Source organism: Halosolutus sp. YCN4 (genome assembly GCF_059736495.1).
This window is the reverse complement of the sequence record NZ_JCASSM010000003.1, coordinates 290822-315345: the sequence shown is the minus strand read 5'-3', so window position 1 is coordinate 315345 and position 24524 is coordinate 290822. Positions and strand designations below refer to the sequence as shown.

Annotated in this window: 24 protein-coding genes; 10 read left to right on the top strand and 14 right to left on the bottom strand. The window is 64.3% G+C overall.

The window, feature by feature from the left end; translation table 11 throughout:
• Window positions 1–51: 51 nt before the first annotated feature.
• A complete protein-coding gene (locus AC6I6X_RS12085) occupies window positions 52–1479 on the top strand; it encodes an aryl-sulfate sulfotransferase (protein ID WP_497930773.1) in 1428 nt (475 codons plus the stop codon).
• 386 nt (window positions 1480–1865) lie between these two features.
• Here the strand turns inward: AC6I6X_RS12085 and AC6I6X_RS12080 are convergent, their stop codons facing one another.
• Window positions 1866–2387 carry a DedA family protein gene (locus tag AC6I6X_RS12080; protein ID WP_497930772.1) on the bottom strand — a complete coding sequence of 174 codons (522 nt, stop codon included), beginning with the start codon at window positions 2385–2387 and terminating at the stop codon, window positions 1866–1868.
• 180 nt (window positions 2388–2567) lie between these two features.
• On the opposite strand from AC6I6X_RS12080, the gene AC6I6X_RS12075 reads away from it, so the two are divergent.
• Complete coding sequence (locus AC6I6X_RS12075) at window positions 2568–3020, top strand: metal-dependent hydrolase (RefSeq protein ID WP_497930771.1); 453 nt, start codon at window positions 2568–2570, stop codon at window positions 3018–3020.
• 26 nt (window positions 3021–3046) lie between these two features.
• Here AC6I6X_RS12075 and AC6I6X_RS12070 read toward each other — a convergent pair whose 3' ends face one another.
• Both AC6I6X_RS12070 and AC6I6X_RS12065 read right to left on the bottom strand, forming a co-directional pair.
• Window positions 3047–3565 carry a metal-dependent hydrolase gene (locus AC6I6X_RS12070; RefSeq protein WP_497930770.1) on the bottom strand — a complete coding sequence of 173 codons (519 nt, stop codon included), beginning with the start codon at window positions 3563–3565 and terminating at the stop codon, window positions 3047–3049.
• A gap of 62 nt (window positions 3566–3627) precedes the next feature.
• Window positions 3628–4647: a lysylphosphatidylglycerol synthase transmembrane domain-containing protein gene (locus AC6I6X_RS12065; RefSeq protein ID WP_497930769.1), complete on the bottom strand. Its 1020-nt coding sequence runs from the start codon at window positions 4645–4647 to the stop codon at window positions 3628–3630.
• Window positions 4648–4767: 120 nt separating this feature from the next.
• Between AC6I6X_RS12065 and AC6I6X_RS12060 the strand changes: the two genes are divergently transcribed.
• From AC6I6X_RS12060 to AC6I6X_RS12045, 4 genes are all read left to right on the top strand, one after another.
• A complete protein-coding gene (locus AC6I6X_RS12060) occupies window positions 4768–6345 on the top strand; it encodes a sulfatase (RefSeq protein WP_497930768.1) in 1578 nt (525 codons plus the stop codon).
• Between the two features lie 96 nt (window positions 6346–6441).
• Window positions 6442–7299 (top strand): hypothetical protein, encoded by an 858-nt coding sequence (locus AC6I6X_RS12055; RefSeq protein ID WP_497930767.1) that lies wholly within the window; start codon window positions 6442–6444, stop codon window positions 7297–7299.
• 79 nt (window positions 7300–7378) lie between these two features.
• Window positions 7379–8362, top strand: coding sequence for a glycosyltransferase family 4 protein (locus AC6I6X_RS12050; protein WP_497930766.1), 984 nt, complete (start codon window positions 7379–7381; stop codon window positions 8360–8362).
• Entirely contained in the window at window positions 8363–9457 is a 1095-nt protein-coding gene (locus AC6I6X_RS12045) for a glycosyltransferase (RefSeq protein ID WP_497930765.1), read from the top strand.
• Between the two features lie 121 nt (window positions 9458–9578).
• On the opposite strand, the gene AC6I6X_RS12040 is transcribed toward AC6I6X_RS12045, so the two are convergent.
• From AC6I6X_RS12040 to AC6I6X_RS11990, 11 genes are all read right to left on the bottom strand, one after another.
• A complete protein-coding gene (locus AC6I6X_RS12040; protein WP_497930764.1) occupies window positions 9579–10490 on the bottom strand; it encodes an amino acid permease in 912 nt (303 codons plus the stop codon).
• Window positions 10491–10607: 117 nt separating this feature from the next.
• Entirely contained in the window at window positions 10608–14084 is a 3477-nt protein-coding gene (locus AC6I6X_RS12035) for an ATP-dependent helicase (protein ID WP_497930763.1), read from the bottom strand.
• Window positions 14085–14110: 26 nt separating this feature from the next.
• A complete protein-coding gene (locus AC6I6X_RS12030) occupies window positions 14111–15046 on the bottom strand; it encodes a hypothetical protein (protein WP_497930762.1) in 936 nt (311 codons plus the stop codon).
• Complete coding sequence (locus AC6I6X_RS12025) at window positions 15036–17186, bottom strand: PD-(D/E)XK nuclease family protein (protein WP_497930761.1); 2151 nt, start codon at window positions 17184–17186, stop codon at window positions 15036–15038. Before AC6I6X_RS12025 ends, AC6I6X_RS12030 begins: the two co-directional genes overlap by 11 nt.
• A gap of 165 nt (window positions 17187–17351) precedes the next feature.
• Entirely contained in the window at window positions 17352–17540 is a 189-nt protein-coding gene (locus AC6I6X_RS12020; RefSeq protein ID WP_497930760.1) for a hypothetical protein, read from the bottom strand.
• Window positions 17541–17775: 235 nt separating this feature from the next.
• Window positions 17776–17922 carry a DUF1328 family protein gene (locus AC6I6X_RS12015; protein WP_497930759.1) on the bottom strand — a complete coding sequence of 49 codons (147 nt, stop codon included), beginning with the start codon at window positions 17920–17922 and terminating at the stop codon, window positions 17776–17778.
• A gap of 293 nt (window positions 17923–18215) precedes the next feature.
• Window positions 18216–18614: a helix-turn-helix transcriptional regulator gene (locus AC6I6X_RS12010; RefSeq protein ID WP_497930758.1), complete on the bottom strand. Its 399-nt coding sequence runs from the start codon at window positions 18612–18614 to the stop codon at window positions 18216–18218.
• Window positions 18615–18803: 189 nt separating this feature from the next.
• Window positions 18804–19034, bottom strand: a complete 231-nt coding sequence (locus tag AC6I6X_RS12005) for a SelT/SelW/SelH family protein (RefSeq protein WP_497930757.1) — start codon at window positions 19032–19034, stop codon at window positions 18804–18806.
• A gap of 110 nt (window positions 19035–19144) precedes the next feature.
• Window positions 19145–19939: a 5'/3'-nucleotidase SurE gene (surE, locus tag AC6I6X_RS12000; protein WP_497930755.1), complete on the bottom strand. Its 795-nt coding sequence runs from the start codon at window positions 19937–19939 to the stop codon at window positions 19145–19147.
• 195 nt (window positions 19940–20134) lie between these two features.
• A complete protein-coding gene (locus AC6I6X_RS11995; RefSeq protein WP_497930753.1) occupies window positions 20135–20497 on the bottom strand; it encodes a hypothetical protein in 363 nt (120 codons plus the stop codon).
• Window positions 20498–20835: 338 nt separating this feature from the next.
• Window positions 20836–21345 carry a hypothetical protein gene (locus AC6I6X_RS11990; RefSeq protein WP_497930751.1) on the bottom strand — a complete coding sequence of 170 codons (510 nt, stop codon included), beginning with the start codon at window positions 21343–21345 and terminating at the stop codon, window positions 20836–20838.
• A 374-nt stretch (window positions 21346–21719) separates the two neighbouring features.
• On the opposite strand from AC6I6X_RS11990, the gene AC6I6X_RS11985 reads away from it, so the two are divergent.
• From AC6I6X_RS11985 to AC6I6X_RS11970, 4 genes are all read left to right on the top strand, one after another.
• A complete protein-coding gene (locus AC6I6X_RS11985; protein WP_497930750.1) occupies window positions 21720–22238 on the top strand; it encodes a hypothetical protein in 519 nt (172 codons plus the stop codon).
• A 461-nt stretch (window positions 22239–22699) separates the two neighbouring features.
• Window positions 22700–23260, top strand: a complete 561-nt coding sequence (locus AC6I6X_RS11980) for a hypothetical protein (RefSeq protein WP_497930749.1) — start codon at window positions 22700–22702, stop codon at window positions 23258–23260.
• Window positions 23261–23529: 269 nt separating this feature from the next.
• The gene (locus AC6I6X_RS11975; protein ID WP_497930748.1) at window positions 23530–23823 is read left to right on the top strand and encodes a GYD domain-containing protein; all 294 of its coding nucleotides are present in this window, start codon (window positions 23530–23532) and stop codon (window positions 23821–23823) included.
• 365 nt (window positions 23824–24188) lie between these two features.
• A complete protein-coding gene (locus AC6I6X_RS11970) occupies window positions 24189–24383 on the top strand; it encodes a hypothetical protein (protein ID WP_497930747.1) in 195 nt (64 codons plus the stop codon).
• The last annotated feature ends 141 nt before the right edge of the window (window positions 24384–24524 follow it).

The following is a 24524-nucleotide window of genomic DNA, read 5'->3' as shown; positions in this document are numbered from 1 at the left end:
ACGAACACTGATGAAGATTCGACCGATCCCGCAGTCGGGAGTGACAGAGCAGTGACCGATCGCTGGCGTTGGCGTGCGTCGCTCGTACGCGGCCGATCGGCGCTCTCGCGAAACCGACTCCGGGTCGCGTTCGCCGTCGTGATTCTCCTCTCGGCGGCGGTGGTCGCGAGCGCGTCGACCAGTGATAGCCTCTCGACGGCCTCGGAGGCGGACGTCCCGGAGGCGCCGCCGACGGACAACCACACGGTCGTCACCGAATCGGGACGTGCGGGAACGATCACCGCCTACGATCCCGACGGGGAGGTCATATACTACAACAACACGCGGACGAAGTACTTCGACGTCGACCCCGTCGAGGACGATCCGCTGACCGTCGAGTACGCGGCGACGGACACGATTCACACTGAGGGGCCGACCTGTTCCGACCCGCCGTGTGCGCTGAACGTCATCGAGCGCGCCGACCTCGAGACCGGGGAAGTCGAGGTACTCTACGAACGCTACGACTACAAGGAACTCGCCGGCGAGTGGCACGACGTCGATCGGATCAACGAAACGCACGTCGTCGTCGCCGACATCGTCGCGGACCAGGTGTTCGTCGTGAACACCGAGACCGAAGTCGTCGACTGGCTCTGGGACGCCCAGAGCGACTTCCCGGTCGAGGAGGGCGGCCCGTACCCCAGCGACTGGGCGCACATCAACGACGTCGAGTACATCGACGAAGGGCAACACGAGGGGCGCATCATGGCCAGTCTGCGGAACCAGGACCAGGTCGTCTTCCTCGATCGAGAGGAGGGCCTGCTCGAGAACTGGACGCTCGGGAGCGAGGACGACTACGACGTCCAGTACGAACAGCACAACCCGGACTACATCCCCGAGAGCGAGGGCGGTCCGGCCGTCATCGTCGCAGACTCCGAGAACGGCCGTATCCAGGAGTTCCAGCGCGAGGACGGCGAGTGGACCCGCTCCTGGGAGTGGGAAGACGATCGGATCCAGTGGCCCCGGGACGCCGATCGACTCCCCAACGGGAACACGCTTATCACCGACACCCACGGCAATCGCGTGATAGAGGTCAACGAGTCCGGTGACATCGTCTGGGAAGTCGGCTCGACACTCCCCTACGAGGCCGAACGCCTCGAGACCGGCCCCGAGAGCGAGGGCGGCCAGAGCGCGGCCGAACTCGGTCTCGAGTCCCGCACTGAGGACGATGACGGCGGCGGTAGCGGCGGTAGCGGCGACGCTGCCCTCTTCGGCTTCGACCCGTTCGGCTGGGCCGGTGACTTCGTCGAGTCGATCCTGCCCCACCGGATCTACAACGGCCTCCTGTTCGCGACGCCGGTCTGGATGGGCTCTTCCGAGTTCGCCGCGATCGGCGTCGCGCTCCTGACGGGGTTGGCGTGGGCTGGCCTGGAGATCAGGTGGCGAGTCCGCGACGCCGGGATCCGGTTCCGGCTGCCCGTCTACCGACGGGAGGGCGACTAGTCGGTTCGGGCGCCGGCGTACGCGGGAGGATCCCGTTCGGCGCGAGCGCGCTCGGTTCGACGGGAAAATCGTCTATCGGTCGCCTGCCGACAGAGCATGCATGCAGAATGCCGATAAACGACACGTATGGGAACGAACCCCGTCGAAGGGAATTTCGTTACGCGGTTCCTCCTCGGTTTCGCGGTGATTTTCGCGATGCTGATCGGCGCCGAGCGGTCGCCGCGGGCTTCCCGCCGGGATTTCCGTACGCGAGGTGGCTCGGCGTCGCAGCCGGAGCGCTCCTCGTGTTCGCCGCGTTCACCGTGCTGCACCGGCGCTACGACGCGTCCTACGACGGCGAGTGACGACTCCGTCCTGGATACCCAAGACCGCGTCTCGACTGGCCCTCAAACTACGAGGTAGCCGCCGAACAGGTACAATCCGGCGAGGATCGACTGGAAGGACAGCGACCCCACCGCGGACAGCACGACGAACGATCGGCCGTTCATCTCCGACAGTCCGGCGGGCACGGTGAGCAGTCCGCGAACGAACAGCATCGTGTTGCTCACGGGGACGGCGATGGGTCCCCACCGATCGAACCAGCCGTCGAACCGCTCGAGTCGCGACTCGGTGATCGGAAACCAGCGCTTTTGCAGGACGTACTCTCGTCCGGCCCGGCGGACGAGGAAAAACAGGAACACCTGTCCGATCGTCGTGCCGACGACGGCGATGGCGACGATCGTGACCGCTTCCGGAATCGAGGACCCGATCAGCGCCAGCGCGGCCGGCACGACGAGTTCGCTGGGCATGAACCGGAGCATCATCGCTCCTTCGAGGATGCAGATCCCTAACAGGACTGCAAACGCGATTTCCGACGTAAACATCGATTCGAGCCAGGTCGGCGTTCCCTCGATCTGGAGCGGTCCCATCAATGGTTCGTACTCGATCCCGGACATAAGCGTTGCTGGTTCGGACCGGGTTACCGTGTTCGAAATCGGTCGCGAACCGAATACGGCGGTGGACTCGGACCGGCGAGTAGCGATCGGACGGCCGGTCGCGGCGGGTGCCGTCCGCAAACTATGTTATGATGTCCTCCGAACGACCGGTCGATGGAGATCGGTCGCGCACTGTTCCTCTCGGGCGCGTTCGCCACGCACGCGTTCGTCGGCTACGCGCTGGTTCGAGCGTTCACCAGGGCCGATCCGCGGATCGGGATCGTCCTCGGACTCCTCCCGGACGTCGACTTTCTCTTTCCCGCGGGGATGGGCTGGCCGTTCGTCCACCGGGGGATCACGCACACGCTCGCGTTCGCGCTGGCCGTCGTCGCCGCCCTGTACGTGCTCCGCCGGGATCGATCGATCGCGCTCGCCGCCGGACTGGCGATCGGGTCGCACCTCGCGATCGACTCGCTCTCGCCGAAGGGAGTCGTCCTGTGGTATCCGATCGAGGCGACCTGGAGCCCCGGACTCGCGGTTCACGGGCCGGTCGCGACGGGCCTGCTCTGGACGGCAGCGATCGGACTCCTGGTGTGGCGGTGGCAACGTGCGGTCCCGATCCGATGACGGTCCGGTCCCGGCGACGCCGCGGATCAACCCGCCGGAGCGACCCAGATCAGGGACGCGATGGTCGCCCCGAGCGACGCGAGCAACGCACCGGTGCCGACGAGAAAGACGGCGCGGTTGATTCGACCGTTCTTCGATTTGAACAGGTCGAACGTGACGTGCGCTCGCGAGAGGGGTTCGAGGGGGCTGATCCCCATCGGGGTCACGATGTCGCCCGCCAGGTGAGCGACGATTCCGCAGGTGCCAACGACGAACCCGAACGTGAAGCCCAGGCCGGAACTGACGCCGAAGCGGGGACTCGCGCCGACGAGAAGGGCGGTCGCGCCGCCGACGACCAGCCCGGTCACGATGGCGAACCAGACGGTGTGGGTCGGACCCCGGTGGTCGATCCGATCGATCACTTCGTCGACGTCGGGGACGGTGGCCGTGCTAACCGCGAGGAGCGCGCCCCAGACGGCGAGCGCGAGCGACCACCTGCCGGTCACGATCGGAACGAAGGGTGCGTAGAGCAGGGCGTTGAATCCGGCGTGGCCTCCCCGGTACATCGCAGCGTTACCGTCTTTCGGGCCCCGGTCGGCTTAACCGCTCGGATGCGAGCCGTCCCGGTTCACTCCAGCGCCCGGACGCCGAACGCCGACACGGACACGCCGCCGATCAGGATCGGCATCCAGTAGATCGCCCCGCGGAAGATGAGGACGGCGGCGGTGATGGCCGACGCCGGGATCCCGGTCGTCGGGACGAGCAGCGTGACGAACGCGGCCTCGATCCCCCCGAGGCCGCCCGGGAGCGGGGCGGCGCCCGCGAGGTTCGCGAGCGGGATCACGAACAGCAGGACGTACGGCGGGACGCTGTAGCCGAGGGCGGCGAACGCGAACATGAGCGCGGCCGTCTGGAAGAGCCAGCCACACAGCGAGAGGCCGATCACCGCGGAGAGTCGCCACCGGTCCGTGCCCACGCGCTCGATGTTCTCGAAGAAACGGTCCAGCCGATCCCTGAGGTCTCCCTCGAGCGTCGCGGGATTGACCCGATCGAGTCCGAGGCGGCCGATGCGGGGAGCGATGATGGCGGGGAGGCGATCGATGATTACGCCTCGGTACCGCCAGACGAGGATCATCACGAGTACGATGCCGCCGATCAGCGCGACCGCCGACCCGACGGCCGTCTCGAGGCGGTCGCCCAGGGCGGCGGTGGTCGCGTAGTAGCTGACCCCGACGAGGACGAGCGAGATCGAGGGGACGACGTTGATGACGTCGACACTCGCGATGCCGACGAGGCCGGTCTCGTAGCGCGCGTCGGAGACCTTCGAGATGAGTAGCGCCGCGATCGGTTCGCCGCCGGCCTGGCCGAACGGGGTGACGTTGTTGGCGAAGACGGCCCCGGAGTAGACGAAGAACGATTTGACGGCGGGGATGTCGACGCTGAGGGTAGCCAGCACGGTCCGGAGCATGAGGCTCCAGGCGGCCAGCCAGCAGATCGCGAGCGCGAACGTTACAGCGACCAGGGAGAGATCCGCCATCAACAGCGTGTCGACGACGTTCCGCGCGCCGACGGCGAAAAGCAGGACGGCGAACACCGCGATCGCCCCGAAGACGCCGATAAAAAACGCGCGCCGGTTTCGCTCGTTCATAGCTGGTATGAATCCTCTGCGAACTTGAAACGTCTGATCGACGTCGATGGTGACCGGCGCGCCGTGCCTCCACTCGCCGTTTCAATCGTTTTATTGGCGTGGGGCGGATTGTCGCCAGTAATGGACAGGACTCGTCAGTCGAACGTGCTCTTCGTCGTGCTGGACACGGTCCGGAAAGATCGTCTCGGCCCGTACGGGTACGAGCGGGAGACGACGCCCGCGCTCTCGGCGTTCGCGTCGGAAGCGACCGTCTTCGAGTCGGCGGTCGCACCCGCACCGTGGACCCTGCCGGTCCACGCGTCGCTGTTTACCGGCCGCTACCCGAGCCAGCACGGGGCCGATCAGGGCAGTCCGTATCTCGAGGACGCGACGACGCTCGCGTCGATCCTCTCGGCGGGCGGCTACGACACGGCGTGTTACTCCTCGAACGCCTGGATCACGCCCTACACTGGCCTCACCGACGGCTTCGACGCACAGGACTCGTTCTTCGAGGTGCTCCCGGGCAACGTCCTCTCGGGGCCGCTCGCGGGCGCGTGGCAGGCCGTCAACGACAACGCCTACCTCCGCGACCTGGCGTCGACGATCGTCCACATCGGGGCCAAAGCCCACGCCAAACTCGCCAGCGGCGACGGGGCGGATTCGAAGACGCCGTCGGTCATCGATCGAACGAAGTCGTTCGTCGAGGACAGCGAGAGCGACGAGGGCTGGTTCGCGTTCGTCAATCTGATGGACGCTCACCTGCCGTACTACCCGCCCGAGGAGTACCGCGAGGAGTTCGCCCCCGGCGTCGACCCCGACGACGTCTGCCAGAACTCCAAGGAATTCAACTCGGGCGCGCGCGACATCGACGACGCGGAGTGGGAGGCGATCCGCGACCTCTACGACGCCGAGATCGCCCACATGGATGCCGAACTCGGCCGCCTGTTCGACTGGCTCCGCGAGACCGGCCAGTGGGAGGAGACGACCGTCGTCGTGTGTGCCGACCACGGCGAACTCCACGGCGAACACGATCTCTACGGCCACGAGTTCGCCCTCTACGACGAACTGATCAACGTCCCGCTCGTGGTGAAACACCCCGCCCTCGAGGCCGATCGCCGCGACGACCTCGTCGAGTTGCTCGACTGCTATCACACGCTGCTCGACGCGCTGGACGTCGATCCGGACGCCGTGGCCGAGACGGGTGACGAGGGCGCCGTCGCGTTCGATCCGACGCGATCGCTGCTCTCGAGCGAGTACCGGGCGTTCGACGGGGTGGCGGACCCTGATCCCGGTCAGCGCGCAGTGCTCGCGGGTGACGGCGAGGACACGGACTACGCGTTCGTCGAGTACGCCCAGCCGGTCATCGAACTCCACCACTTGGAGGAGAAGGCGAGCGAGGCCGGTATCGACCTGCCCGACGATCACCGGGCCTACTCGCGACTGCGCGCGGCCCGGAGCACCGACGCGAAGTACGTCCGCGCCGATCGAATTCCGGACGAGGGCTACCGACTGGACGACGATCCGGACGAGCGGACGTCGATCGACCCGGCCGACGACGGCCGCGTCGCCGCCGCGGAACGGGCGCTCGCCCGCTTCGAGGACGGCGTCGGCGGCGCGTGGGAGACCCCGTCCGAAACCGACGCCGACGGGGCCGACGCCCTGGCCGAGGCCGACGAGGAAACTCGCGATCGGTTGCGCGAACTCGGCTATCTGGAGTGAGGGGGATTCTTACGCTCCGCGTGGTAGAGAACGGCACGTATCGCGGTTGCCGAACCAATAAGAATACGTAGGTTCACTCGAAAGACAGGCCAACTGATGAAAGACCAGCACTTCCTCGAGTCGGAGTGGGACTACTGTCTCGTGCTGGACGCGTGCCGGTACGACGTGTTCAGCGAGGTCTACGACGACTATCTCGACGGGACGCTGGAAAAACGCTGGAGTACCGGGTCGTCGACGCCGGAGTGGGCCTACCGGACGTTTACCGGCGACCACGACATCGCCTACTTCTCGGGGAACCCCTTCATCAACGACCTCGGAATTCCGCTGAACGAACTCAAGTGGGGGGCCAGTTGCGACTACGAGTGGACGGCGTCGAACCACATCGGCGACGTCTACGACGTCTGGAAGACCGGTTGGGACGACGACCTCGGGACGGTGCCGCCGGAGAGCCTCGCGGAGGCGTTCCGGGAGAATCAGGCGGCCATCGACGAGGCCGATCGGACGGTCCTCCACTACATGCAGCCACACGCCCCCTATCTCTCCCGGGGGAAAGGCGGGAAACTCGAGCAGATCCAGAAGGGGATCCGCAAACAGGAGGAAGCCGAGAGCGAGGGCGACGGCGGCGGCGCGCTCGCGTCGCTCGGCGATTCCCTCCGCCCCAGGGTCGAGAGTCGACTCGAGGACAGCGAACTCGCCCAGAAAGCTGGCCTTTGGCTCGAACTCGACCCGACCGAACTCGTCAAGAACGGGACCAGAGAGGCGGCGCTTGCACTGTACGAGGAGAACCTGCGGATCGCACTCGAGTCCGTCGCGGACCTGGTCGAGCGACTGGACGGCCGGGTCGTCGTGACCGCGGATCACGGCGAGGCCTTCGGCGAGGAGGGCGTCTGGGAACACCACATCGAGACGCACATCCCGCCGCTCATGGAGGTGCCGTGGCTCGAAGTCGAGTAGCGCCCACGGATTCGACCGCTCGCCGACCCCGTCCCGCGGATTCGATCGGCCGACGGAGCCAACTCGGGTGTCCCCAGGTATGAAAATCAGCCACTACTTCGAACTCGAGGCCCACGTCACGGGCGGCATCCGCGAATCGGTCAAGAACCAGCGGAAGATGCTGGATCGGCTGGACCTGCAGTACACGACCGAACCGACCCTCGACGCCGACGTCTTCCACTGTAACCTCATGGGCCCGCGTTCCGTCTGGTACGCGAAACGCGCTCGGTCGCGGGGGATCCCCGTCGTCGCACACACTCACGTGACCGCGGAGGACTTCGGCGACAGTTTCCGGTTCACGAACGCGCTCGCGAAGCCGCTGAAACCGTACCTCCGATGGGCCTACGGGCTGGCCGACGCCCTGGTCTGTCCCTCCGAGTACAACCGACGGCTGCTCGAAACCTACACCGACGCGCCGACGACCGTCATCTCGAACGGCGTCGACCGCGAGAAACTCGAGGGGTTCGAGCCGCTCGCGGACGAGTACCGCGAGCGGTACGATCTGCATCCGCCGGTCGTCTTCCTCGTCGGCCACGTCATCAAGCGCAAGGGGCTGGCGACGTTCGTCGAACTGGCCCGGCGGCGACCGGAACTGGACTTCGCGTGGTTCGGCCCGCTCGACCGATCGTTGAAGGGGCGGGAAACGCTCTCGCTGATCGACAACGCCCCGGACAACTGCACGTTCACCGGCTACGTCGACGACATCCGCGGCGCGTACGCGGCGGGCGACATCTTCTGTTTCCCGACCCACGAGGAGAACGAGGGCATCGCGCTCCTGGAGGCGATGACGGCCGGCAAACCGGTCCTCGTCCGGGACATCGAGACCTTCTCGTGGCTCGAGGACGGCGAAGACTGCCTGAAGGTGTCGGGATCGGGCGTCGACGCGTTCGCGGACGCGATCGACCGACTCGAGGATCCCGATCGGCGCCGGGAACTCGGCGCGGCGGCGGCGGACCGAAGCGACGCGTTCTCGCTCTCGGCGGTCGCCGATCGCTACGAAACGCTGTACGCGGAGGTGGCCTGAATGAAGATCGGATTCTTCACCGACAGTTACTTCCCCGAGATCGACGGCGTAACGTACACGATCGACCTCTGGCGCGAGAAGTTAGAACGCGACGGACACGAGGTGTACGTCGTCTATCCCGACGGGGACTACGATCCCGACGACCGGGAGATCCCGGTCAGGTCGCTTCCGAACCCGTTCTACGCCGGCTATCGGATTCCGCTGGTCAAACGGACCGCGTCGCTTCCCGACCTCGACGTCGTGCACTGTCACGGGCCGGCACCGGTCGGCCTCCTCGGGCGATACTACGCGTGGAAACACGACCTGCCGGCGATCTACACCCACCACACACCCATCGAGGAGTACTTCCACCAGAGCGTCAAGTCGAAGTCGATCGCGGCGCTCCTCAAGAAGGGCTACGTCCCCTGGGAGAACTCGTTGCTCCGGAGTTTCGACGTCGTGACCGCCTCGACGACCCGGATCAACCGCGACGTCGAGCACGTCCAGTTGCCGGTCGGCATCGACATGGAGTTCTTCCAGCCGACCGAGACGGACTGGTATCCCGATCCCGAACGGCCGGTGATCGGCTACAGCGGCCGGCTCAGCATGGAGAAAAACGTCGACGAGATCCTCCGCGTCGCCGACGAGATGCCCGACTGCGAGTTCGTCGTCGTCGGCGAGGGGCCGTTCCGCGACCAGCTCGAGCGCGACGCCCCGGACAACGTGACGATCCGGGACTTCCTCCCCAGGGAAGCGTTGCCGATCTTCTACTCCTCGATCGACGTCTTCGTGACCGCCTCGACCGCGGACACCCTGGGGCTCTCGACGCTCGAGGCCAACGCCTGTGGCACCCCCGTCGTCGCCGCCGACGTCGCGCCGTTCGATCGAACGATCGGGCCCGAAAACGGTGCCCGATTCCCGTACGGGGACCGCGAGGCGATGGCCGCCGAAATCGAGGGCTGTCTGGACGCCGAGTGGGACACCCGAGCGGCCGTCGGACAGTACGCCGTGCATCGGACCGTGACGGATCTCGAGCAGCTGTACCACGAAACCTCGCTCTCGACGGACGAAGCGCCGGTCGGAACCGGGAGCCGCTGGCAACCCACCGACGACTGACGAAGGGTGTCTATCGCGGCCGCTTGCGGACGGACGCCCGATCCACCCCGGTCGAGCAGGACGATCGTCGTCGAGGCTATCCGTTCGATCGCGAGTCCGACGTCGAACGGTTCCCGAGGGGTCAGAGACGTTTTTCTACGGTCCGGATCCCCTCCGAAAGGGACTGCCGCTTGAAGTACGTCGCCTCGATCGCGAAGACGGCCGCCGCGATGACGACGACGAGCCAGAAGACCGCCGGAAGCTGCGAGTAGAGGTACCACGTCAGCATGACGAAGAACGCGGCCGAGCCGACAGCACCCAGCAGCGGCGGCAGTGGGTTGACGTCGACGCCCTCCTCGTCGCGTACCGTCAGTGCGAGCGCGCTCATGGCCCCGAACACGACGATGAACGCCAGTGAGGCGAACTCCACCACCGCCTCGAGGCTGCCGAGGGCGGTGAACGCGGCCGTCAGGAGACCGATAACGAGCACGCTCCGCGCCGGGGCGGCGTCCGCATCCGGATCGCCCATCTCGTGCGGTAGGATATCGTCACTGATCAGATTCTTCGCGAAGAGGGCCTCGCTGAACAGCGTCGAGTTGATCGCACTCGCGGCCGAGATGAGGCCGGCGATCCCGACCGCGAGTGCGAGCCACTTCGAGATGAGCAGGGCACCGTAGAGCAACGCTGGTTCGGGCTGGGCGGCGACGACCTCCTCGGGTAACAGCGTCGTGATCACGAAGCCGACGAGAACGTAGATGACGGCCGCGATCGGGATCGAGATGAATACCCCTTTCGCGAGCGTCTCGTCCGGATCGTCGAACTGGTCCTGGTCATAGAACAGGAGCTGCCACCCCTCGAACGAGACGAACCCGACGGAGGCCGCGAGGATCGGGTTGATCCCGAGCTGCGAGAAGCCGAGCCGGAGGTGATAGTTTGCCGCGCCGAACCAGAGCCCGGTCAGCCCGAACGCGGCGATCGCACTCGAACCGGCGAGGCTGACGAGCAAGCCTCGTCTCGTCATCCCGTGAGCGCTGCCGTTCGGTACGTCCTCCATGTGTGGAAGCGCGAATTGATCGTGGCAATCGGCGCGGCGAAATATCTTGGCTGGCTGGCCTGCTATTGATGGGCCATCCCGTCGTCCAGGGATATCGTTCCGATGTCGATCGAACTCTCACTCGAAGACCGCGTCGTCGGCACAGCCGAGCGACGTGTGCGTACAGTCCCGGCAGTGGGGGCCACACCGGGCGGTCCCGAACTCGCTCCCGTCTGCAGCCTGGAGATCCGCCGTCAACTGCGGGCGCATGTCCAGCAACTGCGCGGCGGAAAACAGCTGGACGTCGGGGCCGTTCGGCCCGACGTAGACGTAGCCGGCCGTTCGGATCGGCGTCGAGAACACGTCCCTGGCGGCGAGGAGGTACAGCAGCAACTGGTAGCTCTCGCCGAGTTCCTTGCGCTGGCTCCCGGTCTTGTAGTCGAGGATCACGACCTCGCCGTCGTCGGTCCGCGCGATCGCGTCGATCGAGCCGACGATCGGGCCGCCGACGCCCGCGTCGTAGTCGGCGAGTTCGAACGGGACCTCCGCGCCGAGGGTCTCCCAGTCGGACGCCGGGGTCGCGAAGTAGCGATCGACGCAGGCTCTGGCCGCCGGAACGGCGTCCTCGAGGCCGTGGAGCCGCCCGAGTCGATCGCAGGCGGCACGCCACTCGTCGGGCCCGGTGTAGTCCCGCCAGAACGCCTCTTCGGCGACGAAGTGGAACAGGGTCCCGATCGCGATCGGTGACGCACCGGTCGCGCCGGACGAATCCGGGAGGCCGTCCGCGAGCGGGTCCGCGAACGCGTCGACGACGTGGTCGAGCACGTGGCGACGCTCGCACTGGCCCACCGTCTCGACGGAACTGTGACTGTGACGGCGCTCCAGTTCCCGGCCGACCCCGCCGGTGAGGTCGGTCCGGTAGCCGACCGTCTCGGGATCGATCGTCGAGAGCGTCCCGGCCCGGAGTTGCCGGGCCAGCCCCAGCGTCTCGTCGATCGCGTCCTCGAGCGCGATGGGCGTCTCGAAGTACTGGAGCGAGACCGACTCGCGGTCCAGACCGGCGTCGATCTCGTCGGTGAGGTCGGTCCGGAACCGATCGTCGAGTTGTTCGTAGCTGTCGGTGATCCGCTCCCAGACGTCCATGTGCGGGCCGCCGACGCTCCACTCGACGCCGGCGAGGTACTCGTCGAGCTGGCTCGCCGGCACGTCTGGCTCGTCCGGGTCGGTGCCGAAGAGGAACAGCCGCTCTTTCGCCCGCGTCAGGCCCACGTGGAGCACCCGCCACTCCTCGGGCACCTCGCCCACCGAGTGGTCGGTCCACAGCGAGGTATTCCGATCGGCGTCGACGAGGTCCACGAGCGCCGAAAACGAGTGGGTCGACTGGGGGTAGGGATTGGGGAACGTCCCGGGCGGGAGCGGCGGCCAGTGGTCGGCGCTCAGGAACGGGAGCATCACGACGTCGAACTCCAGGCCCTTGGCCTGGAAGATCGTCATGACGTCGATCTTGTCCTCCGACCCCGCCGCCGTCTCCAGGTCGCCGCCCGACTCCCGGCCGCTGATCTCGCCCTGCAGTTCGAGGTACGAGACGAACTCCTCGGTGAGCCGCGACTGCGTGACCCGGCCCTCGTCGAACGACTCCATCAGCCGCTCGATCGCCGCGAGTTCCCGCCGCTCGCCGGCCGTCAGGAACCACTCGAACCGCGTCTCCCGCTTGAGTTCGGCGTAGAGCTCCGAGATCGACAGCCGGTGGCGCTTCGATCGCAGCGTCTCGACGTCCGAACGGGCCCGCTCGAGGCGCTCGGGCGCGTCGAACTCGCTCGCCGGCCGATCGGCGAGCGCGCGATAGGTGCTCGTCTCCGCGCGGTTGAGCCGGTCCAGGTCGGCCGCGGGAACGCGGTAGAACATCGTCAGGACCCGGTTCAGGCTGACGTCGTCGCGCGGATCGACGAGCAGCCGGAGGTACGCGAGGACGGTTTCGATCCCCGGGGACGTCTCGCCGCCCATGTCGTGGGCCAGTTCGTAGGGGAGACAGGCCTGGTCGAGCTGGGCGGCGACCAGGTCGGCCTGGCGTTTCGTCCGGACGAGCACCGCGACGTCACCCAGATCCGCCGCCTCGATCGCGGGGAGGGTCCCCTTGACGAGCTTCGAGATGGCCGTGCTGACCTGGGCCGCCTGCTCCGTTTCCTCGTCGGCCGCGTCGACCGTGACGACGGCGTTCTCGACGTCGTCCTTGAACGCCGACAGCCCCTGGCTGTCGGCCGGCAGGTCGGCGACGAGGTCGAGGATCGCGTCCGGCGATCGGAAGTTCAGGTCCAGGGAGTAGCGTTCGAACCCGTCGAGTTCGTCGGTGATCCGGTCCATATTCTCGGGGTGGGCGCCCCGCCACTCGTAGATCGCCTGATCCTGGTCGCCGATGACGAACAGCTCCGTCTCGGCACCCAGCGCGGCGATCAGCTCCAGTTGCGCGTCGTCGGTGTCCTGGAACTCGTCACAGAGGATCAGGTCCCACTGGTCGACGATCCCCGAGCGGACGGTCTCGTCCGAGAGCAACGTCGTGGCCCACCTGATGAGGTCGTCGTAATCGAGCGCCTGCTGGAACGCGCCCTCGCCGGCGAGTTCCCGCTCGTAGGCCCGGTAGCCGGGCAGGAAGTCGTGGGTCTGCTGGAGCATCTCGACGAAGGCGACGAGTCGCCCGATCGGCGTCTGGTAGGTATCCGAGAAGAAGGAGGGCACGTTCCCGGCGAGGAGGGCCTGCGGGACGAACCGTTCGTACCAGCTCGAGGCCCCGTTGAGGAGCAACGCCTCGAGTTCGTCGACGAGGTCGATCATCGCCCCGAGGTAGTCGGCCACCTCGGCCTCGACCGGCGTTCCGGATTCGAGTCGTCCTCGCTTGTGCTCGAGTACCGTCCGGTAGTTCCGAAAGCGGTCCTGGAACGCGAGCGGGTCGTCCGTGAGGGTCGGGTTCCGATCGGTGTCGAACAGCCGCCGGCCGAGCGCGTGCAGTTCCCGGGCCAGCGTCGACAGCCGGGCGATCGTCTCGGTTTCGGGGAGCGACGAGGCGACCCCGTCGGGCGTGACGCCCGCCCGTTTGAGGTCCTCAATGAAGTCGATGAGGTCGCGCTCGACCCGGTCGGCCCCGGTCCGAGCGTCGATCGGTTCGACGAACCGGTACTCGAGGTCGTCGACGAGCGACTGGACGATCGCCCGCCGATCGTCGTCGGTGACGAGGTCGAACTCCGGCGCGAGGTCGAAGTAGTACGCGTACTCGCCGAGCAACTGCTGGCAGAACGCGTGGTAGGTGTACGCGTCGACGTCGTACCCCCGGCCGTCCGTGAGCAGGTCGCCGAGGTCGTCCTTGATGGCGTGGGCGGCCTCGTTGGCGAACGTCAACACGAGGATGCGCTCGGGGGAGACGCCTCGGTTCTCGATCGCGTCCTCGATCCGCCAGGCCATCGTCTGGGTCTTGCCGGTGCCCGCGCCGGCGCTGACGATGAGCCGATCGTCGGTCGCCGCGACGACGTCTCGCTGGTTGCCTCGCGGGCTGAGCGTCGCCTCGTCCGCTGTCGCCGCGCCGTCGTCCGTCTCCCGCTCGTCGGTCCCGTCTCCGTCGGTCATGGTGTGGTCTCTCGATCGATCATCGGTCAGAACTGCACCTCCCTGTTGAGGCGATCCAGACACATCGACTCGTACGGACAGCGTCGACAGGACCGGGCGACAACCTCGTCCCACCGATCGCCCGGATCCCAGTTCTCGTCGACGATCCGCCGGGCCGCCTCGACGAGAACGTCGTCACACGCGTCGTCGGCCTCCCAGCAGGCGTCCGTCGCGTCCCGCCGGTCCGAGATCACCTCCGGTCCCGATACGCCGTCCCCGTAGTCCGGATAGGTTTCCTGGGCGATCGCGTAGTACCGGTAGGAGACGTTGTGAGCGTCGATCCCGTGAGCCGCCGCGACGGCGTGGATCGTCGCGTACGCCCTGAGAACGCTCCCGGCCTGTCGGGGGTAAAACGCCTCGCCATCCCGGTACTGGGCGACCGGATCGCTGTAGGGGTTCTCCCAAACGATCCCGTCCAGGGTCGTGACGAACCGTCCGATCTCGTACCGCTTGCCGTCGGTGCGGAGACAATCGACCGGACAGGCGAACGTGTGCCCGCCCGCCGAGTACGCGTAGGTCTCGTCGATCGCGATCGCGCCCTCTGCGTGGGCCCGGCCGTACTCGGCGACGTAGTTTCGGACCGCGTTCCGGATGCTGGCCTCGTCGTACCGCCGGTGGCGGCCGGTCGCGCCTCCGGCTTCAGGCGTCGTCGCCTCCAGCCGGTCCTGCAGGCACGTCATGGCCGTCTCGAGGAGGGTCCCCTCGTCAGCCTCGTCACACCGATCGAGCGTCGACGTGAGGACGTTCCTGTAGAGTTCGGTCCGCCGATCGATCGCGTCCCGGGTCGTCCGCGTTCGAATCGTCTGACGGTGTTCGTACTGGTACTGACGGGGACAGCGGAGGTACGTCTCGACCTCGTCGAGGCCGATCGGAGCGTCCGCGTGCGCGTCCGGATCCGCCGCAACGTCGCGCTCACTCGCCATCGCGTCTCACCACCTCGCTATCGCCGTGGACCGCTTCCTCCTCATCGCCGCTTCGGCCCACTTCTCCGAGTGCGCGATCGATCTGTGCGTACACCGCCTGTTCGAACCGCGGGTCGAGGTCGTCGGACTCGAGTAACGCGCCGATCGCTCCGAACGACCGCTCGGCCCGGCGGAGGTCGTACTCGGAACCGGTGCTGGCCGCGCCCTGGATCCGTTCGAGCTGGTCCCACGGCTCCGACAGCACCGCCGTGCTCGCCTCGCCGTGCGTGTAGATCCCCCGTTCGGCGTCGTCGGAGCCCACCTCGACGACCGGCACCTCCTTCCGCGCTTCCAGGTCCGCGAGGTAGCGCGAGCGGTGCTGGCGCTTCCCGAGCGCCGACTCGTTCGTCCGCGACGTACAGCAATAGAGGCGCTCGCCCGCCGCTCGCGCCCCGATCGCCAGCTGCCGTCTGGAGAGTTCGGCGTAGTAGGCGTCGTAGGGCTCGTCGATCGTCGCGGGTGCGGTCTCGAACGTGGCCCGCACGTCCGCGGCGGTTGGCGTCGTCACGCCGGGGTAGCCCGGCATCTCCCGGAGCCACTGGCGGGGAAACAGCTGGGTCAGCTGTCTCGATTCGGGATACTGGCCCTCGTGGACGTCGACCAGGAACACGGCCGTTCGCCGATCGTGCTTGCAGATCCGGACGGCGTCGACGAGCACGCCGTTCTCCTCGACGTCGACGGCCGTCGAGTACGTGTCCGAGGCGACGTAGGTGATCGCCCGTTCGAGCATCCGCAGGAACCCGTCCCAGGTGTCGGGCAGAGAGTCGGCCGTCTCGACGAACGCCGCGATGTCGAGCACTCGCTCGACGTGGTGGAACTGGGCGCGCGCCTCGATCGGTTCGTTCTCCGCGATCCGGCGTTTGAGATCCGTCTCGAGGATCCAGCGGCCGAGTTGCTCGCGAACGCCGGCTTCGTCGGCCACGGCGGCGAGCGCGTCGTCGGGCCACCCGCCCAGCCGATCGGCGAGGATCCGGCCCGCGCGCTCCCGGGTCTCGCGATCGGACGCGGCGTGGTACGCGGCGAGCGCGTGGAGTTCGCGCACCGCCCGATCGCCGCCCAGTCCGGTCACCGTCGCGGACGCGGTCGGGATGCCGGCCCGCTGGAGCACCCGTCGCGCCGTCCCGATCGGACCGGTCGAGTCCTTGACGAGCACGGCGACGTCGTCGTAGGTCAGGTCGTGCTCCGTCCGGAGGTAGCCGATCTCGTTGGCGATCGTCGCGAGTTGATCGTAGAGGGTGTCCCCGGTGATCGTGTAGATCGGGTCCTCGAGGCCGTCCAGCACGGAGTCGTCGTCGGTCGCGAGGTACCGCGCGACCGCGTCGGGCGTCGTGGGCCGCTCGCGACGCCGGGCCGCGTCCTCGACCGTCAGCTCGGACCCGAGATCCGCGACCGAGCCGGGTTCGTTCCAGACCCTGGCGATACTCGCGTGCGCCTCGCCGAGACACACCAGTTCGGCGTTCTCGGCCAGCGCCGCGAGATAGTCGCGTTCGACCGTCCCGAACTCCTCGAAGCCGACGGCGACGATCGCCTCGAACTCACGCTCGATCGTCGAACGGACCGCGTCGTCCTCGAGCGCCGCGACGGCCCGCGAGAGTACGTCCGGACGTTCGACCCACCCCTGCGTCGCGAGCCAGTCGTGGAACCGATCGCGAACGGCCGCCAGTTCCGCGAGTAACTCAGTGTGTGGACCCCGGTCCGGCCCCGCCGGGAGGTCGAAGCCGCCGCCGTAGCTCGCGGCGAGCAGCACCCGACCGACGTCGCGGCCGAACGACTCGTGGCTCGCCGCGCCGGCGAAGTAGTCGTGCTCCCACGTGTGGCCGTCGAGGACCATCGAGAGGGTCTCGATCCGCTCCACGTCGGAGAGGATGCGCGCGTCCGGGGCGTGTTCGGTCACGACCCGCGAGGCGTGTCGCGAGATGGTCTTGACGTTCGGCCGGCCGAGGAGATCCAGTTCCTCGACGAGTCCCTCCGCGAAGTCCTCGATGCCGGTCGGAAACCGCTTCAGGACCAGAATATCGGTCACGTCGTAGCCGCGATCGGCGAGCAGTTCGTCGTACACCGTCGCCGCCTGCGAGACCAGAGTGTCGCCCTCGAACGGCACTACTCGCAGGTCACCCCGTAGCGGGGCCGACTCAGCGACCATGCTCCGGCGGCGATCGACTCGTGTCACTCCGGGGACCGTACATATGCCGCCACATCGGAAGGTCCCGATAAATAGTTTGTGGACCGGTGACAGTCCGATCCGTCGGACCTGTCGGCCGATCCGTCACCCGGTCGGGGGATCCGATTCCGGGTCTCCGGAATCGTCGACGACGTCGAACTCCGTCGACCCACACGAACAGCCGTCCTGTCCGATGATTCGCGTTTCGCCCTCAGGCCACTGTCGCGCGGCGTAGACGGAATCACACTCCGCACACGCCGCGAGCACCCGTCGCACGTCGTCGTTGTGCGCCATCGCTGTTCGCCGACTACGCATACCAGTAGAATGAACGTTTCTACTTTCGAAACTGTGTCCGTACTGCTACGTCCTTTCGAGTGAGCCGTCTCCGAGCGTGATCGGCCGTAGTCGCCGGGAAAGCGCGCCTCGCGTACGTCACCGTGACGAGTGAATCGTTCCTGTCAATTCGACTTACCGGTAGCGAAGTTCGAGCGACCGCCCGATTGTGAGACGGGGCCGATCGAACGCTCCCTCACAGCAGCAGGGAGATGACGGCGAGGACCAGGAACACCAGGACGAGCCACTTCCCGATCGCCATGCTGAGTCCGGCGACGCCGCCCGCGCCGAGTGCGCCCGCGATGATCGCGACCACGAAGAACAGCAGTGCAAGTTCTAACATATTTCTACGGAGGATAGTGTGCCGGAAGTGAGTTGAGCATGCACACGCCGCCCGCGCGGTCCCGTAACGATCGATACGGGATCCCCACACCCGGGTTCGCGATCGACGCCACGACACAATCCGCGGCCGATACCGTCGTGATTCGGTCTCGCGATCGTCCCCGTGGTGCGCCGGAGACGCCTGCGGGTCGCAGACTGGACCAGTGTGGATACGAACGAAAGAGCGGGAGACGAACGCGGATTCGCTGACCGCCGGCGTTCCGATGGGACGGCGTCGGGCCGATCGGCGGCGCGTTACTCGTTGAGGTGGCCGCGATACCCCTTGGGTTCGAAGCCGCGGCGACAGATCACTCGCTTGCGACCGACGGTGATCGCGCTGATCTGGTCGTCGTCTTCCATCCGATCGATGACGGACTCGAGTCGGTCCTCCGTCCAGCCGGTTTCCTCACGGACCGTCGTCTGGTCGACGCGCCCGCCGCGTTTCACGAGGAGTCTGAGCACTTTGTCCTCGTCGGGGAGGTCCCGTTCGTCGACGCCGTACTCGATCTGTTCTGCGTAGCTCAACGTTTCGTCGTCGTCTTCCCCGGCCGATTCCTTGGACGCGGTCGCCGCGGACTCGGTCGATTCATCCTCGTCGGCGGCGTTCGAAGACCAGAGGGACGAGAGTCGAGTTCGAAGTGCACTGAATACCATGTGTCGATCACCCTCCACTGAGACTGTCGTTGCTTGGACGCGCTCCTACCTTGATCTTGTGTTCTTCCATTTATATATTTCCTCTCCAAACCGTTCGGGATAGCTATCGTAACGGCTCCGTTACCGAATAGCTCCGGCCTTGCGACCCGCAAGTCGGTTTTGTCTCACTATTCCGACATCCGGGCGGCACTAGAGTCGCTCCCGGACGGTGCGGACGATTTCGTCGACGTCGTACTCGTCGCGTTGCTTGTCGAAGACGACGTCGTCGTCGACCCGGACGATGAAGACGCCCTGATCACCCGTCACGAGCGTGACGGCGTCGAGTTCCGCACCGAACGACGTCAGGAGGGCGTGCTGGACTTCCTCCGCCCGGCTCAGGAAGCCACACGGGACGCAGTACTCGATTTCGACGGTCGTCATACCCGACGGTTCGATTTCCCAGTATAAACCGTTCCGGGTCGGCGGAGACGCGTCGCGAGTCGGATCGATCGGTCCGACCGCCCGTCGTGCGATCGGGCGTCCAGCGACGGTCACTGGTTCCGATAGGCCGCCGCGAGTTCCTCGAGAATCTCGTGGTGGTTCGTCGCGTGGGGCGCCGTCAGCGGCGAGACGCTGATCCGTCCCTCGACGACGGCCCGCCGATCGGTCCCCTCGGGATCCGGTAGCGACTCGGGGTCCATCGACTCCCAGACGCGGTCCGTGAGGTGGACGGCGTCGCCGTTTCGCTCGGCGTCCATCTCGTAGCGCTTCGAGGGCTGCGTGATCTCGATCTGGGCCGGCTCGCCGTCCGGCAGCGGGACGTTGACGTTGAGGTAGGCGGCGTGGTCGAAGACGCCGGCCTCGAGGGCGTGGTCTGCGAGGTACGTCGTCACGCGCGCCGCTTCGGCGAAGTCCTCGGTCGTGACGTCGAACTCGTAGAAGGGCGTGTCGCCGTCGCCGGCGGGGACGTACAGCGACGTCGCGATCGCCGGCACGTCGAAGAAGGCGGCCTCGACGGCCGCGCTGATCGTCCCCGATCGACCGAGGACGTACTCCCCGAGGTTCGCCCCCTCGTTACAGCCCGCGACGACGAGGTCGGGGAAGGGGCCGAGTTCGGCCAGTCCGGCGACGACGCAATCGGCGGGCGTCCCCTCGACGGCGTAGCCCAGTTCGTGCTCGTGGACGTCGACCGCGTGCGAGATCGATCGGCCGCAGGCGCTCTTGTCGCTGGCCGGGGCGACGACGGTCACGTTTGCGTGCTCGCTCAGGGCGTCGTACAGCGCCCGGATGCCGGCGCTGTCGATCCCGTCGTCGTTCGTCAGCAGGATCTCGAGGTCGTCGCTCATGATCGTTCGATTCGTCGGCGACGCGAAAAGGCCACCGCTTCCGGAGACTCGATCGGATCCGGTGGTGAGCGTTCCCGCGACTACCGTCACGACGATCGATCGCGGGACGGTCGTGCGATCGTCACACGGTGTGTCCCTGTCGTAGGACTGACCTGCGGCGGTCACGAGGGTAGTCGGTTCTATCGTAATTACTACCTACGTCTTCTCCGAGGACTGGTGGGCCGACGCGATGAATCGATCCTTCTGCGCGACCAGATAGCCGAGGATGAGGAGTCCCGTACAGAGACCCAGTAGTCGGTCCGTCGCTCCCATCGCGATTTCCCTGGTCGTCCAGAGGAGGCCGACCCCGTACAGGCCGATCGTCAGCACCCACGCGATCGGGTGGAGTACCCACAACCCCACTGCCAGTATCACGACAGCGACGCCGATCCAAAACCCGAGCGCCATCCACAGGTTCGGATCAGGATGGTTCTTCCAGAGGATGCTTGCGATCAGCCACACTCCTCCGTAGAGCCCCGTCAGAACCGAAATGAGTTTCACTCCGATCGGTGCGCTCATAGGACGTGTTTATAGCTATCTGATAAATACATGTTTGGTCTGAACGGTAGGATGACGTTCACACAACCGTTCTCTGTGCTGAACGTTTGATTAGTCTTGATTCACACCCTCTTCGGCAGAGAAATTCGATGCGGGCAATCGGTCAGTACGAATGCGAACGTACCGTTGCGGTTCCTGCCAGTTTTAGATAATGTCCAGCGAGTCGTGCTTAATACAAAGCGCGGACGTGGCACACAACGTGGTTCCGATCCGGGTGGGATGATGATTGGTCAGGGCTTGTTCGATCAAACAACGTCTCGATGTAGTTTTCAGTCGTTTCTCGTGTTACCCCGTTGGTTCTAACTGAACACGGTGTACGTTGCCTCAAGAGGGATGGATAGCCCCTCCGGATATACATGTTCGCCATCAGTGAATCTCTCTTCGAAGGATAGTTCGAAGCTGAACGTGTGCTCGCCCGGCTCCTTCGGTGGTGTCACGAACGACCACTCCGTGAACCATCCCTCGTTCACGCCGGTGAGTCCTTCATACCGTTCGTTGTAGTAGGGCTCGGACCAGTACTGGTCGGCATCGTTGACTTCGTCCCCGTCGATCCGTGCGTTGACAGTCGAGGCGTCCAGGAACTCTTCGATGTCCTCTTTCGACGTCTCGTGCACGTCAATCCACCCGACCCGATGTTTGATCCACTCACCGGCATCAACTGTCTGATCTGAGCCCCACGGGTAGACGACCTGCCGAGAGACGTTGCCGTTTGGAGCTTCGCCGTTCTCCTTCGCTGTAACCGGCTGGATCGCTAGCCCACCGGCCGAGAGGCCGATTACACATCCCGATAAGAATGTTCTCCGTTGCATCGCACTGCCAATGTGTCATCGAAACGCATTATAAGTTATCATTAAAATCACGTAAACGAGAATAATCTAATTCTCTCCGATAGATTCGCACGACCACTGTGCGGGTCGTTCACTGCTCTTGGCGTGAAACAAACGATACCATCGTGCTGAACTCATACTCTGAACCGGTCACGCCGCTCCTGACAGAAGCCGAGTAGTTCGAACAACCTGTGCTGAACTCACAGCGCGTATCGGTCACACGAACTTCCCGACCCCAGTGTTACTTGCAGTGCAACTACCAGTCAGAACCACGGAGGCAGGGCATTAGGCAATCCTACAATCGAAATAAAATATCAGGTAGATTTAAATATCGTCTGTTAAACCATCTTGCTGGTATGCAGCGTCGACACCTACTCCGATTAACGGCATCGACACTGGCCGTCGCTACCGGTGCAGGCCTCGGAAGTGCAGCGGGCGATGCCGACCCCCGGCCAGAAGCACAAGCCGGAACCAGGCCAAACACGAACGTCCCGACAACCGAAACAGGGGCGCTCGGGAGCCCGCCGTTTAATGAAACCAGCGAAATACCGGTCGGAAACTGGATCCTCCACCATAACGGGTGGGTGTTCCCCGGCAATCGTGACCGGATCAAATCGTTCGCCAACTCCTCGATCCAGACCTACACCATCGACGGGGAAACGTTCGTGTTGGATGCGTTCGAGGACTGGGAGCACTGGGAGGATTCAGACGGCCAACACCTCTCGTTCGAGTATACCACACCACCAAAACCGAAGGGAACGACCTACGAAGTCACGTGGGAATTCGAATGGAAAACCGAGCCAATGGACGGGATGCCGAACTGGGAGGACATGTTCCCGTTCGCAAACCAGATTGAAATCGTCGGCCGTACCTAAACCTCCTGAAGACCGTGATCTACTCTTTGCAGGGGTGAGCCGATTCCGCTTCGCGCTCCATTCCGCACGCTCGAACGAGCCAGGTAGCAAGATGTTCTTAACTGTTTTGGATATTCGAAAGGATACTGAATGGATGATTCAACCACAATTATTCGGAATAAATAGAGCCTGTTTGTTGGATATCTCCTCTATATTCAGCAGGCAGATTCTGACAGAATCTGAGTAGGACGTTCAGTCTTTGCTGAATACAGAGCGCGAATGTGGTGCGGACCAAGAGCTAATCTGCGAGGGTTAGTGACCGTCAGCACAAAGGATCTTTCAGCAAACTACTAATTTTGGGGAAGGGGAATACCCGTCCCGCAGAAAATTCACCAAAATTAATTTTATTTATTTATGTAAATCACATATTATAAATTACCTAAAATATTTCCCATTTCCATTCCACAACTCGCACGGTCATGATGAATAGACGAAAGGTACTATCGGCGATAGCTGGTATTGGGGCGACAACCACTATTCTTTCATCCGGTGTCAAGGGTGACCGTAAGAATGAATTACCTAGTAGGAATATTCCATATGGAAGAGCGGCCCCATGGGGAAAGTGGACTGTCTCAACTGGCGAATGGATTAAATACGGTTTCTTAATGGTAAAACGACACGATTTGACCGATTGTGAGACAGTGGATAAAAGAATCTTTGAGTATCGAGACCACAAGGTCGAGTTGGCAGATCGGACGATTGGGTATGATGAGTCTCATCAGTATTGGAGCGACTGTGGAGAATTTCACTTAGATAGTGTTGATGAACCAATGCTTGGGAGGGCGTGGTCATATACGACCCAACCGTTACCACCAGGAGAGTATGATATCGCTCTCAAAACCCGATTCAACGAGTCTGTTGAGTTTTGTCCAGATCCAACTGAAGAACCTAACGACGATTGTCGGTTGTCATTCGACGAAGGAGAGATTCAGACACTTGAAGGAACTCTGATCGTTGAAGGCGGCGGTCGCGGAAACAACTAACGTCCATCCCCATCACAAACCCTACGCTGGATGTTAAATTCTCACCAGTTAATATGCAGGTCTATTGGGAACCTGAGTTATTTTCCGTCATGAAACAAATCCAGCGTGCTGAACTCAGCCTCTGTATCCAGCACGACGCTCGTGACAACGACTCGGGAGTTCGGTCAGAGTCTGCTGAATACAGAGCGTGTATGCGTCAATACGCTGTCCAGAGAGATCGATACCGGGGGTACGACTATATTGTTCAGTTCGGTGTATGCACGTCCGTAATGCCGACTTACGTGTTCTTGACGTCTTTCACTCAGCAAGGCGTCGCAAACGTGCGAGAGAGCCCCGAGCGGACGGAACACGCGAAAGAGATGGTCGAATCACTGGGCGGGACGTGGAAGGAATTTTTCGTCACGATGGGCCGGTACGACGGCGTCGTCATTGCCGACTTCCCAGACGACACGACGGCGGCGCAGGGAGCGCTCACGCTTGCAGAAAGCGGCAACGTGACGACCGAAACGCTCCGAGCATTCACCCTCGATGAGTTCCGCGACATCGTTGAAGCGATGTCGTGACGGATTCGCCGTGTCCGCAGATAGCGCGCCGATCCAGCCCGCGACAGGGCTACATACATCCTCTGGGCCGTGTTTAGATGCGGAAACAATCGGCTCTCACGCGTTGTTCTCTACGTACGAAACTGGACCGTGAGGTGGTCACCACCGTATTCTGGTTAGACGAAGGGGCTCCTGACTTGTCCATTCAGGAGCGTCTAAACAAGGCCCATCCTCTGTATTCAGCATACACCTTCTGATAGCGGTTGAGAATATTTCAGACGGGTGTTGAATACAGCGTGCATCTCGGTCACGTGATCGTCTCTCAGAACTCACATCGTCTCGTCGAAGGGCAAACGTAGATGCCTCAGGCGCCCCTATCTGGACCGATGTCGATGGATGACTTCAACCTAGAGGAGATGCTTGAGACGCGAGGTTCACACCTGAAGACGAGCCTCCCTGGCGTGGTCGTGACGACGAAACTCACTGACGCGGATGCGGACGAACTGGAAGCGGTTCACCGCCGACAGCTGGAGTTTGCGCTCGAACACGCCGAAGAAGCGAAGGAAGCGACTCGAATGTAATCACGGGCGTTCAGGTCTGGGAACTGTCGTTCCGTATCGGCACTCAGTAGCAGTAGCTACGCAGATCTACTGATCCACTACAGATCGTCCAAAACAACTGGAGTTGGTCCGCTGTATGCTCCCTCTGTATCGGTCACGCTA